12 protein-coding genes and 1 pseudogene are annotated in these 12,009 nt (G+C 67.6%); 4 read left to right on the top strand and 9 right to left on the bottom strand.

Going from position 1 to position 12,009, the window contains the following annotated elements; all coding sequences use genetic code 11:
* The first annotated feature begins 261 nt into the window (after positions 1–261).
* From BLA15945_RS30660 to BLA15945_RS30670, 3 genes are all read left to right on the top strand, one after another.
* Positions 262–501 (top strand): cysteine-rich CWC family protein, encoded by a 240-nt coding sequence (locus BLA15945_RS30660; RefSeq protein ID WP_174994149.1) that lies wholly within the window; start codon positions 262–264, stop codon positions 499–501.
* 91 nt (positions 502–592) lie between these two features.
* Positions 593–2,023, top strand: a complete 1,431-nt coding sequence (locus BLA15945_RS30665) for an ATP-binding protein (protein ID WP_174994150.1) — start codon at positions 593–595, stop codon at positions 2,021–2,023.
* Positions 2,024–2,036: 13 nt separating this feature from the next.
* Entirely contained in the window at positions 2,037–2,579 is a 543-nt protein-coding gene (locus BLA15945_RS30670; protein ID WP_043184707.1) for a response regulator transcription factor, read from the top strand.
* 10 nt (positions 2,580–2,589) lie between these two features.
* Here BLA15945_RS30670 and BLA15945_RS30675 read toward each other — a convergent pair whose 3' ends face one another.
* The 9 genes from BLA15945_RS30675 to dapF all read right to left on the bottom strand — a co-directional run bounded on the left by BLA15945_RS30675 (position 2,590) and on the right by dapF (position 11,302).
* A complete protein-coding gene (locus BLA15945_RS30675) occupies positions 2,590–2,952 on the bottom strand; it encodes a hypothetical protein (protein ID WP_059232926.1) in 363 nt (120 codons plus the stop codon).
* A 179-nt stretch (positions 2,953–3,131) separates the two neighbouring features.
* Positions 3,132–4,475, bottom strand: a complete 1,344-nt coding sequence (gene hslU, locus BLA15945_RS30680; RefSeq protein ID WP_059232927.1) for an ATP-dependent protease ATPase subunit HslU — start codon at positions 4,473–4,475, stop codon at positions 3,132–3,134.
* Positions 4,476–4,485: 10 nt separating this feature from the next.
* Positions 4,486–5,022 carry an ATP-dependent protease subunit HslV gene (hslV, locus tag BLA15945_RS30685; RefSeq protein ID WP_006477497.1) on the bottom strand — a complete coding sequence of 179 codons (537 nt, stop codon included), beginning with the start codon at positions 5,020–5,022 and terminating at the stop codon, positions 4,486–4,488.
* A 235-nt stretch (positions 5,023–5,257) separates the two neighbouring features.
* Positions 5,258–5,674, bottom strand: coding sequence for an RNA polymerase-binding protein DksA (dksA, locus tag BLA15945_RS30690; RefSeq protein ID WP_006477498.1), 417 nt, complete (start codon positions 5,672–5,674; stop codon positions 5,258–5,260).
* Between the two features lie 497 nt (positions 5,675–6,171).
* Positions 6,172–7,251 carry a CobW family GTP-binding protein gene (locus BLA15945_RS30695; RefSeq protein ID WP_059236574.1) on the bottom strand — a complete coding sequence of 360 codons (1,080 nt, stop codon included), beginning with the start codon at positions 7,249–7,251 and terminating at the stop codon, positions 6,172–6,174.
* Positions 7,252–7,444: 193 nt separating this feature from the next.
* On the bottom strand, positions 7,445–8,659 hold the full coding sequence (locus tag BLA15945_RS30700) for a class I SAM-dependent rRNA methyltransferase (RefSeq protein ID WP_059236576.1): 1,215 nt from the start codon (positions 8,657–8,659) through the stop codon (positions 7,445–7,447).
* A gap of 76 nt (positions 8,660–8,735) precedes the next feature.
* Positions 8,736–9,656, bottom strand: a complete 921-nt coding sequence (gene xerC / locus BLA15945_RS30705; protein ID WP_059232928.1) for a tyrosine recombinase XerC — start codon at positions 9,654–9,656, stop codon at positions 8,736–8,738.
* Between the two features lie 13 nt (positions 9,657–9,669).
* Entirely contained in the window at positions 9,670–10,395 is a 726-nt protein-coding gene (locus tag BLA15945_RS30710) for a DUF484 family protein (protein ID WP_174994151.1), read from the bottom strand.
* A gap of 37 nt (positions 10,396–10,432) precedes the next feature.
* Positions 10,433–11,302, bottom strand: coding sequence for a diaminopimelate epimerase (dapF, locus tag BLA15945_RS30715; protein WP_174994152.1), 870 nt, complete (start codon positions 11,300–11,302; stop codon positions 10,433–10,435).
* Positions 11,303–11,728: 426 nt separating this feature from the next.
* On the opposite strand from dapF, the pseudogene BLA15945_RS30720 reads away from it, so the two are divergent.
* Positions 11,729–11,998 (top strand): annotated as a pseudogene (locus BLA15945_RS30720) (type II toxin-antitoxin system RelE/ParE family toxin); the annotation flags it as partial.
* Between the last annotated feature and the right edge of the window lie 11 nt (positions 11,999–12,009).

Consider the following 12,009-nt stretch of genomic DNA (forward strand, 5'->3'; position numbering starts at 1 on the left):
GGCGAATTGTACAGGAGTGGCGCAGCGCAGCATCGGGTTTTTGGGCGGGCCGGAACACCGGCGGCGCGAGGCGGGCACGGCGCGCGGCGGCCCGCCGGCTATGGCGCGGCGCGATTCCGGCCGCGGCGCGCGGGTGTCGCCGGCGGGCTGGCGCGCGCGTGTTTGCGAGGGGCCTCGGCCGGATGGCCGGCGTGCAAAATCCGTGCGCCGCGCTATGCTTGTCGCGTGGGGCGATTTCCCGCCCGCTTCCGCGATTGCGCCATGACCGATCCTGCCGCCGCCGCCGCCGCCGCCGCCGCCCGCTCCGCACCGCGCCGCGCGCGCTGCCCGCACTGCGGGCGCGGCTTCGACTGTGGCGCGCATACGCAGCCGTTCGACTGCTGGTGCGCGTCGATGCCGGTGGTGCCCGGCGGCACGCTGCCTGCGGCCGGCGCGCGCTGCCGGTGCCCCGAGTGCCTGGCCGACGAGATCGCGCAACGCATGGCCGGCGCGACCGGCTGACGGCGGCCGCCGTGCCCGCGGCGCACCCCGCCCGCGCGATCCGATCCGGCCCCGCTAGAGGCGCCGCCCGCTAAACGGGTAAACTGCTCGGATGCAACGAATCACCACCACCGGGCGCGTCAACCTCAGTCACCTGTTCTGGCTTCGCAATCTCGCGATCATCGGCCAGCTCGTGACGATCGGCGTCGTGCAGACCTATTTCGGCGTGCACCTGCCGTTACCGGCAATGCTGATGGTCATCGCGCTCGAAATCGTTTTCAACGCGCTGACCTGGGTGCGCGTGCTGCGCGCCCGGCCCGAGACCAATTTCGAGCTGCTCGGCCAGCTGTGGGTCGACCTCGGCGCGCTGTCCGCGCTGCTGTTCCTGTCGGGCGGCACGACCAACCCGTTCGTGTCGCTGTACCTGCCGTCGCTCGCGATCGCGGCGGCCGTGCTGCCGTGGCACCTGATGATCTGGCTCGCGGCGTTCGCGGTCGCGTGCTATGCGGCACTCGGCTTCGATTCGGTGCCGCTCAACATGGACAACCCGGCGAACCTGTTCGACTACTACCGTACCGGCATGTGGGCGAACTTCATGGTGAGCGTCGGGCTGATCGCGTGGTTCGTCGCGCGCATGTCGAATGCGCTGCGCCAGCGCGATTCGGCGCTCGGCGAAGCGCAGCAGCATCTGCTGCGCGACGAGCGGGCCGTTGCGCTCGGCGTGCAGGCCGCCACCGTCGCGCACGAGATGGGCACGCCGCTGTCGACGATCGCGATGCTCGCCGAAGAGCTGCGCGACGCCGCGCGCGCCGATCCGGGGCTCGCGCGCTACGAGGCCGACCTGAAGGTGCTCGAGGAACAGATGACGCTCTGCACGTCGGCGCTCGCGCGCCTGCGCAGCCGCGCGAGCGCGCCGGCCAGCCGCCAGCCGGTGGACGACTGGCTCGACACGTTCGTCGAGCACTGGCGCCTGCGGCATCCGCACGTGCAGTTCGAATCGCTCGGCGCGCGTCCGGCGGGCGTCGCGCTCGACGATACGGTCGCGGCCGGCCAGATCCTGACGATCCTGCTCGACAACGCCGCGCGGGCGAGCCCGCAGCGCGTGACGCTGGCCGCGAAGGTCGCGCACGGCGGCACGGCCGACGAAATTGAATTCGAGGTATGCGACGACGGGCCCGGCATTCCGGCCTCGCTGCGCGAATCGCTCGGCGCGATGCCGGTCGACAGCACGCAGGGCGGGCACGGGGTCGGCCTGTATCTCGCGTTCAGTGCGGCCGCGCGGCTTGGCGGCGAGATCGAACTGTCCGATGTCGTGCCGCGCGCGGCGGGCGGCAACGGGCGGGCCGGCGGTGCGGCAAATGGCCACGCCGCAGCCGTATCGGGCCCCCGCGCGGGCCAGCGCACGGGTGAACGTGCGGCCGAACGGACGGCCGGCATGCCGGACAGCCGCCCGGCCGGTGCGACCGCCGCGCGCGGCACGCGGGCCGTGCTGCGCCTGCCGGTCGTGCGCGTCGCGGCGCCGGCCGCCTCAACCAACACGTAGACGGAGAAACCACATGAGCGAGAACAATTTCCTGGTGATCGACGACAACGAGGTGTTCGCGGGCACGCTCGCGCGCGGCCTCGAGCGCCGCGGTTACGCGGTCCAGCAGGCGCACGACAAGGAGGCGGCGCTCCGGCTCGCCGCCGGCAGCAAGTTCCAGTTCATCACCGTCGACCTGCATCTCGGCGAGGATTCGGGCCTGAGCCTGATCGCGCCGCTGTGCGACCTGCAGCCCGACGCGCGGATCCTGGTGCTGACCGGCTACGCGAGCATCGCGACAGCCGTGCAGGCCGTGAAGGAAGGCGCGGACAACTATCTCGCGAAGCCGGCGAACGTCGAGTCGATCCTGGCCGCGCTGCAGACCAACGCGACCGAAGTGCAGGCCGACGAGGCGCTCGAGAACCCGGTCGTGCTGTCGGTCGACCGGCTCGAATGGGAGCACATCCAGCGCGTGCTGGCCGAGAACAACAACAACATCTCGGCAACCGCCCGCGCGTTGAACATGCATCGCCGTACGCTGCAGCGCAAGCTGGCGAAGAAGCCGGTGCGGCAGTAAGCGGGGCGCGTCAGCCGGGCAAGCCTGACGTTCGCGGCAGGCAGGCGACGATCTCGCGTTTCAGCAGGAGCGTGATCAGCGCCGAGTAGACGATATTCGCGAGAAACGGCGCGAACCCGCCGATCACGATCGGAATGGCCATCGGCCACGGCGTTGTCGATACGCCACTCGCGAGGCGCTGGATGCCGATGCTGATCGCGACGCTGGCGAGTGCGATACCCGCCAGCGTGCCCAGCCACGCGAGTACGAGCGCGACGTTGTAGCGCCGCAGCGAATCTCGCCTGATCCGGCGCATGAGCGACAGGATGTCGGCGCGCGTGAGCGCGAGCAGGGCCGGCACGAACCGGCCGGCGATGGACGGGTAGATGGTCATTCGAATGCGGTGACGAATGCGTCTGTTCGTGGTCTGAGGAATCCCGATTATAGGGACGCACGAGCGCGCCGGCCATCAGCCGCGTTCCAGGGGCAGGCACGTGCGCCACATCGCATCGCCATGAAAAAACGGGCGACCCCGGAAAGGGGCCGCCCGTTTTTCGTCCGGCGCCGCGCGCGTTACAGCACGTAGCGCGACAGATCTTCGTCCTGCGACACTTCGCCGAGTGCGCGATCGACATACTTCGCGTCGATCGTCACGCGCTCGCCGGTGTGGTTGCCGGCCGAGAACGACACTTCCTCGAGCAGCTTCTCGATCACCGTGTACAGTCGGCGCGCGCCGATGTTCTCGGTCTTCTCGTTGACCGCGAACGCGATTTCCGCGAGGCGGCGGATGCCGTCTTCGGCGAATTCGAGCTGCACGTCTTCGGTCGCGAGCAGCGCCTGGTACTGCTTGACGAGGCTTGCGTCGGTCGCGACGAGGATCGCTTCGAAATCGTTCACGGACAGCGAATCGAGCTCGACGCGGATCGGGAAGCGGCCCTGCAGTTCGGGGATCAGATCGCTCGGCTTCGCGAGGTGGAATGCGCCGCTCGCGATGAACAGGATGTGATCGGTCTTCACCATCCCGTACTTCGTGTTGACCGTCGTGCCTTCGACGAGCGGCAGCAGGTCGCGCTGCACGCCCTGGCGCGACACTTCGCCGCCGCTGCCTTCGTTGTTGCGCGACGTGATCTTGTCGATCTCGTCGAGGAACACGATGCCGTTCTGCTCGACGTTCTGCACGGCCTTCGTCTTCACTTCCTCTTCGTTCAGCATCTTCGCCGCTTCCTCGTCGGTCAGCAGCTTCAGCGCTTCCTTGATCTTCACCTTGCGGCGCTGCTTCTTGCCGCTGCCGAGGTTCGAGAACATCGAGCGGATCTGCTCGGTCATCTCTTCCATCCCCGGCGGCGCCATGATGTCCATGCCGGCCGACGGCTGCTCGAGGTCGAGCTCGATTTCCTTGTCGTCGAGCTGGCCTTCGCGCAGGCGCTTGCGGAACGTCTGGCGCGTCGCGTTGTTGTCGTCGTTCGCGTGTTCGGCATCGCTGCCGAAGCCCACCGCGCGCGGTTGCGGCAGCAGGATGTCGAGGATGCGGTCTTCCGCCTGGTCGGTCGCCTTGCTGCGCACCTTGCGCATCTCGGTTTCACGGGTCTGCTTGACCGAAATCTCGATCAGGTCGCGCACGATGCTGTCGACGTCGCGGCCGACGTAGCCGACTTCGGTGAACTTGGTCGCTTCGATCTTGATGAACGGCGCATCGGCGAGCTTCGCGAGGCGGCGCGCGATTTCGGTCTTGCCGACGCCCGTCGGCCCGATCATCAGGATGTTCTTCGGCGTGATTTCCTGGCGCAGCGGGTCGGCGACCTGCTGGCGGCGCCAGCGGTTGCGCAGTGCGACGGCGACGGCCTTCTTCGCCTTCGCCTGGCCGATGATGTGCTTGTCGAGTTCCGAGACGATCTCGGCAGGGGTCATGGTGCTCATGGTGCGGTCCTTACTCGATCGTTTCGATGATGCGATTGTGGTTCGTGTAGATGCACATGTCGCCGGCGATCCCGAGCGACTTCTCGACGATCTCGCGCGGCGACAGCTCGGTGTTCTCGACGAGCGCGCGGGCCGCAGCCTGCGCGTAGGCGCCGCCCGAGCCGATCGCGCAGATGCCGCCTTCGGGGTCGAGCACGTCGCCGTTGCCGGTGATCACGAGCGTGGTGGTGGCATCGGCCGTGATCAGCATCGCCTCGAGGCGGCGCAGCATCCGGTCGGTGCGCCAGTCCTTCGCGAGCTCGACGGCCGCACGGGTCAGGTTGCCCTGGTGCTTCTCGAGCTTCGCCTCGAAGCGGTCGAGCAGCGAGAACGCATCGGCGGTGCCGCCCGCGAATCCGACCAGAACCTGGTTGTTGTAGATCCGCCGCACTTTCCGCGCGCCACCCTTCATGACGATGTTGCCGAGGGTTACCTGGCCGTCGCCGCCGAGCGCGACCTTGTCGCCGCGCCGGACCGAAACGATGGTCGTGCCGTGAAATTGCTCCATCTGCGTTCCTTGAGAAAAACGGGGAAGAGTCGGGCGGCGCGAGGCGCCGCCGCGTGAATCCGCAGTGCGCCGGGGAGCGGCCCGGCGCGCGTCCGTTTCATTTTAGGGCGGGCGCCGGGATATCAAGAGGCGGGGGGCAAATCGGCACGCCGGGAACCGGTGCCGGAAAAACAAAAAGCGCGCGGCAGGCCGCGCGCTTTCGGGAAGCAGCGTGTCTGAGCGGAACGCCGCTCGATCAGTCGCCGAACAGCTTCTGGCGCAACTCGCGGCGCTCCTGCGCTTCGAGCGACAGCGTGGCGGTCGGACGGGCGAGCAGCCGCGGAATGCCGATCGGCTCGCCGGTTTCCTCGCACCAGCCGTAATCGCCGGAGTCGATGCGGGCGAGCGACTGCTGAACCTTCTTGAGGAGCTTGCGTTCGCGGTCGCGCGTACGCAGCTCGAGCGCGTGCTCTTCCTCGATCGTCGCGCGATCGGCGGGATCGGGCACGATCACCGTCTCGCGCAGGTTCTCGGTCGTCTGGCCTGCATTCTTGAGGATGTCCGCCTGCAACTGTTCGAGCCGATTTTTGAAGAAGGCGAGCTGATCCTCATTCATGTAATCCTTGTCGCTCATCTTCAGGATTTCGGCTTCGGTCAAGAGTTTCTTCGTCATCTGCTTGCTTCTTCAATGTGCGGCAAATCGAGAGATATTGCCTGCACTTTGGGATTACCCGCAACCGCGCTTGCAATCATTTGCGATTTGCCGCCGCGGGGCCGAAAGCCTCTGGAAAACCGGTTCTCAAATACCAGGATAGGCCTGGCGCGGAGTTGTGCGCGCTGCGAACCGGTGTGCTGCGCGGCACATCGCATCGGCCGCGGCCGGGAGGCGGATTGGCGATCCGGCGCGGTTGCGATGCCCGGAAAACTGGTTCAGCAAGAACCGGGCCTGTTTGTTGCCGTACTCCAGCGGGCACGTATTGTAACTGAATCGCAAGCGGGCGCCGTATCGGGTCGATCCCCGTCGGCTGCGCCAATATCTAGAAAATATAACGCGCAAATCGCGAAAAAGCGATGACGGCGAAACCCTGCCCGAAAAGGGCGCCGCGCAGACGCCTCAGCCGCCGGGAAAGGCGGCCGGGCGACGCCGTGCGCGGCGGGTGCCCGTGCGCGTCAGGCGAGGCAGGCGTCGAGGCCGTCGGTGATCAGGTCCTGCGGCAGGTCGACGCCGATGAACACCATCTTGTTGGTCTTCTTTTCGACCGGCAGCCACTTCGCGGCGAGGTCGCTGCCCATCATCTGGTGCACGCCCTGGAACACGACCTTGCGGTCGACGCCCTTCATGTACAGCACGCCCTTGTAGCGCAGCATCCGCTCGCCGTAGATCTGCAGGATGCCGCCGAGGAAGTCTTCCAGCTTGTTCGGATCGAACGGGCGGTCGTTGCGGTACACGAACGACTTGATCTTGTCGTCGTGGTGCGCGTGGTGGTGATGGTGGTGGCCATGGTCGTGATCGTGCGCGCATTGACCGTGATCGTGGTCGCAATCGGCGTGATCGTGATCATGGTCGTGATCGTGGTGGTGGTGCGCGTGGTCGTCTTCGGCGAGGAAGTCGGGGTCGATCTCGAGCTTCGCGTTCAGGTTGAAGCCGCGCAGGTCGAAGATTTCCTTGATGTCGGCTTCACCGAAGTTCACGACCTTGATCACGGCCTTCGGGTTCATGTGCATCAGGCGGTGCTTGAGGCCGGCGACGGTCTGGTCGTCGACGAGGTCCGACTTCGTGATGAACAGGCGGTCGGCGAAGCCGACCTGGCGCTGCACGACTTCGTGTTCGTCGAGCTGCGCGTTCGCGTGCTTTGCGTCGACGAGCGTGATGACCGCGTCGAGCAGGAAATCGTCGGCGATTTCGCTGTCGATGAAGAAGGTTTGCGCGACGGGACCCGGGTTCGCGAGGCCGGTCGTCTCGATCACGATGCGGTCGAAGTCGAGCTTGCCTTCGCGCTTCTTCGCGGCGAGATCGCCGAGCGCGCGGGCCAGATCGCCGCGGATCGTGCAGCAGATGCAGCCGTTGCTCATCTGGATGATCTGCTCGTTCGAATCCTGCACGAGGATTTCGTTGTCGATGTTCTCTTCGCCGAACTCGTTCTCGATCACGGCGATCTTCATGCCGTGCTGTTCGTTCAGGATGCGCTTGAGCAGCGTCGTCTTGCCGCTGCCGAGGAAGCCGGTAAGGATGGTGACGGGAGTGGCCATGTCGGTCGCCTGTGGTTCGTGAATCGGGGTCAAAACCAGGATGTGCGTCGCGCCCTCGCGCTGCGAGCCGGGGCGCACAACCATTCATTGAAACATACCTGTCAAGCCCCCGCCCGTCGTCCGAACGACAGGCGAAAGCGCGGGCCCGACAGGCGGGGCCGGCGGACAGGGGTGTCCGCCAAGATCGGGGCGATCAGACGATTTGCAACAGCAGGCCCTTCAGATATTCGCCTTCCGGGAACGCGGCGAGCAGCGGGTGATCGACGCCCGCGCCGAGCCGCTTCAGGATGCGCGCGTCGACTTTCGCGTCGGCGGCCGCGCCCGCGACGATCTTCTGGAACAGGTCCATGTCGATCGCGCCCGAACACGAGTACGTGAACAGCAGGCCGCCCGGACGCAGCAGCTTGAAGCCGCTCAGGTTGATGTCCTTGTACGCGCGCGCCGCGCGATCGACGCTGTCGCGGGTCGGCGCGAACTTCGGCGGATCGAGCACGATCAGGTCGAAACGCTCGCCTTCGTCGACGAGTCGGCGCAGCGTCTTGAACGCATCGGCGTCGAGCCAGGTCGCGCGTTCGGCGTCGAAGCCGTTGGCGACGACGTTCTGCTGCGCGAGCGCGAGCGCATCGCCCGACGAGTCGATCGACACGACGCGTTTTGCGCCGCCCTTGAGCGCCGCGAGCGAGAAGCCGCCCGTGTAGCAGAAGCAGTTCAGCACGTCGCGGTCGGCCGCGTACTGTGCGACGAGCGCGCGGTTGTCGCGCTGGTCGACGTAGAAGCCCGTCTTGTGGCCGTTCGGCACGTCGACGTGATAGCGCACGCCGTTTTCGTTCGAGATCAGCGTCGCGGGCGGCGCATCGCCGGCCAGCACGCCGGTCGTCTGTTCGAGCCCTTCCTTGTCGCGGATCGACACGTCCGAGCGCTCGTACACGTTCGGGCAGCCGGTCGCGCCGGTGAGCGCCGCGACGATCGCGTCTTTCCACGCTTCGACGCCCGCGGCCATGAACTGGCAGACGAGCTGGCCGCGCGGCGCGGCGCCGGCTTCGGCGGTATCGGCGACGTAGTAGTCGACGATCAGGCCCGGCAGCCCGTCGGCTTCGCCGAACACGAGCCGCACCGCGCCCGTGCCCGACACCATCGTCGTGCGGTGCGCGACCGCGCGCTGCACGCGGCGCTTGAAGAACGCGTGATCGATCGGCTCGTTCTCGTCGAAGCTCCACACGCGCACGCGGATCTGCGACTGCGGGCTGTACGCGCCGCGCGCGAGGAAGCGGCCGTCGTGCGCGCGCACGAGCACGGTCGCGCCGGGCGCGGGCTTGCCGTCGACACGGTCGATCGCGTTCGCATAGACCCACGGGTGGCGGCGCAGCAGCGATTTTTCCTTGGACGGCTTGAGGGTGACGGTTTGCATGATGAGATCGAAATGGGCCGTGCGCGACGCCGGCCGTTGCCGGCCGCCGCACGCGGCGGGTAACACGGGAGGCGCGTCAGTCGCGCTTCTTCGCGCGCGGATGCGCGCTGTCGTAAATCTTCGCGAGATGCTGGAAGTCGAGCGACGTATAGACCTGCGTCGCGGCGACGCTCGCGTGGCCGAGCAGTTCCTGCACCGCGCGCAGGTCGCCGCTCGACTGCAGCACGTGCGTTGCGAACGAGTGGCGCAGCACGTGCGGATGGACGTTGGCGGGAATGCCCGCGGCGAGCGCCGCGCGCTTCACGCGCTCGCGTACGACGCCCGGCGACATCCGGTTGCCGCGCACCGACACGAACAACGGATGCGGGTCGTGCTTCACGAATTCGCCGCGCACCGCGAGCCACGCGTTCAACGCGTCGATCGCCTTGCGGCCGACCGGCACCTTGCGCTCCTTGTTGCCCTTGCCGCGCACGGTGACTTCGGCTTCGGCGAGATCGAGCCAGCCGGCCGACCGGTAGCCGTCGGCCTGCGTGTACATCACGTCGAGGCCGATCAGCTCGGCGAGGCGCAGCCCCGAGGAATAGAACAGCTCGAGGATCGCGTGATCGCGGAGGCTTTCGGTCGTGCCGGCGAGCGGCGCGTCCATCAGCGCGGACGCATCGTCGACCGACAGCGCCTTCGGCAAGGTCTTCGGGCGTTTCGGTGCGCGCACCGCGGCCACCGGGTTCGCGGGCATTTCGATGCGCTGCGCGAGCCAGCGGTAGAACGCGCGCCACGCGGACAGCCGGTGCGAGATCGATCGCGCGGACAGTCCGCCCGCATGCGCGCGCGCGACCGCGCCGCGCATGTCGGCTGCGGTCAGCGTGTCGAGCGGCCGGCCGGCCGCGAGCTTCTTCAGCTCGTCGAGTTCGTGCGTGTACGCGCGCAGCGTGTGTTCCGACAGCTGCCTGATGTGCTTCAGGTTCGACAGGTAGGCGGCGATCGGATCGTCTGTCATCGCGTGCGGCGGATCAGTGCGGCAGCAGGCGCGTGAGCGCGGCGCTCGCGAGCGTCGCGATCTGCGCGAGGAAGTCGGTGGCCATCCCGTCGTGGAAGCGGCGCGGATCGGGCGAGCCGAGTACCAGCAGGCCGAACGCCGGCGCATCGGTGCCGGCGAGCGGCGCACGCAGCGCGAGCAGCGCGACCGACGTGGCCGAGCCGTCGCCGGCCGGTGCGGCTTCGGCGCCTTCCGCCGCATTCTCGGCCGGTGCGGCAACCGCGGGCGCGAGCCACTGCGCGGCTTCGAAGCCCGTGTTCGCGCCGCAATACGGCGTCGACAGCCCGTTCGTGAACAGGCGCACTTCCTCGCCGACCTGGCGGGCGAAGTCGGCTTGCGCGTAGGTGTCGGCGACGTCCCACACGCGCAGCGCCGTCTGCGGCACGTCGAACACGTCGGCGATGCCGTCGGCGATCGTGCGCGGCAGCGCGTACGGATCGCGCTCCGCGATCACGCGTGCGGTCCAGCGGCTGAACTTCGCGGACAGGCTGTCGTTCTCGTGGCCGTAGCGCACGAGCTCGGCGAGCCGGCGCTCGAGATGCTTGTTCTTGTCGCGCAGCATCTCCATCTGCCGCTCCTGCAGCGAGATCGCGGCCTTGCCGTGCGGGTTCGCGAGACGGATCGTCGCGAGCAGTTCGGCGTGCTGCGCGAAGAATTCGGGATTGGCGAGCAGGTAGTCGGCGACTTCGCGATCGTTCATGTGGCTGGCGCGTTCAGTTATCAAGGACGTTGCAGGGTCAGGCGTTCAGGTCGATCTCGCCTTCGAACACGGTCGCGGCGGGGCCGGCCATCATCAGCGCGGCGGCTTCGTCGCGCGCGCCGTCCCAGCCGATCGTCAGCGTGCCGCCGTGCGTGTGCACGGTCACGGGCGAATCGAGCAGGCCGCGCCGGATGCCGGCCGCGACCGCCGCGCATGCACCGGTGCCGCACGCGAGCGTTTCGCCCGCGCCGCGTTCGTACACGCGCAGCCTCACTTCGTTGCGCGACACGATCTGCATGAAGCCGGCGTTCACGCGCTGCGGGAAGCGGGCATGGCGTTCGATCCGCGGGCCTTCTTCCAGCACCGGATACGCTTCGGCATCGTCGACGACCTGCACCGCGTGCGGATTGCCCATCGACACCGTCGAGATCCAGCGCGTCGCGCCGCCGACGTCGAGCGGCCACAGCGTGTCGCGGCCCTCCGTGCGGCCGTCGAGGCCCGACGCGTCGAACGGCACCTGCGCCGGCGCGAACACGGGCGCACCCATGTCGACGACGACTTCGCCGTTGTCCTGCAGCGTCAGTGTGATCAGGCCCTTCATGACCTGCACGCGCACGCTGCGCTTGTCGGTCAGGCCGCGGTCGCTGACGAATTTCACGAAGCAGCGCGCGCCGTTGCCGCAGTGCTCGACCTCGCCGCCGTCGCAATTGAAGATCCGGTACTTGAAATCCGCACCGTCGACGGTCGGTTTTTCGACGAGCAGCAGCTGGTCGGCGCCGATGCCGAAGTGGCGGTTGGCGAGTGCGCGCACCTGCGCTGCGGTGAGCGGCGGCAACGCGCGCGAATAGCCGTCGAGCACGACGAAGTCGTTGCCCGCGCCGTGCATCTTGGTGAACGAGAGTTTCACTGGGTCCGGAATTCCATGACGAACAAGGCGGTCGGCACGGCGTGAACGGCCGGCGGCCATGCCGGGCGGCTTCGTTCGTCGTGCAGATCTCAACCGCAAATGATACATGCAGCCGACAGGGGCGTCCTGCGCGGGGGGCGATGCTTCGGGTTGCCCCGGCAGGCCGGGCGGGCGGCATCTGTCGATCGGTCGACTGGTCGGGGACGTGGCGAGCGGACAAATTGGCGTGGTGCAGCGGGCGCAGCCGCAGCGGAGGCGGGGCTGGCGATGCGTGCCCGATGCACGACGCAGGGTTGGGCGACCCGGACGTGTGTTTTCGTACCGGTCAAATTGGCAAGGAAATCCGGCGATTCGTATAGTCTGGCTATACACATTCGGGCCATGCTGTCGACATCGCGCTCGAGTGTGGGAGGCCCATGATCAAGTACATGGGTACACAAGGGACTGGAAGCGTTTTTCGTTACCGGGAGCCAGGCCGGCATTCGGCCCGATCACGCGCCCAGGCTGCGGCGCATGCTGGCGCGTCTCGATGCCGCCGGCATGCCGCACGACATGAACGTGCCCGGCTGGCGTTTTCACGGTCTCGCGGGCGGGGTGGACGGATATGACGCAGTCGGCGTCAACGGCAACTGGCGGCTGACATTCCGGTTCGAGGGCCCCGACGTCGTTCTGGTCGATTACCAGGACTGCCACTGAGGTGATTCAAG

This window comes from Burkholderia arboris, assembly GCF_902499125.1.
Taxonomy (GTDB): Bacteria; Pseudomonadota; Gammaproteobacteria; order Burkholderiales; family Burkholderiaceae; genus Burkholderia; species Burkholderia arboris.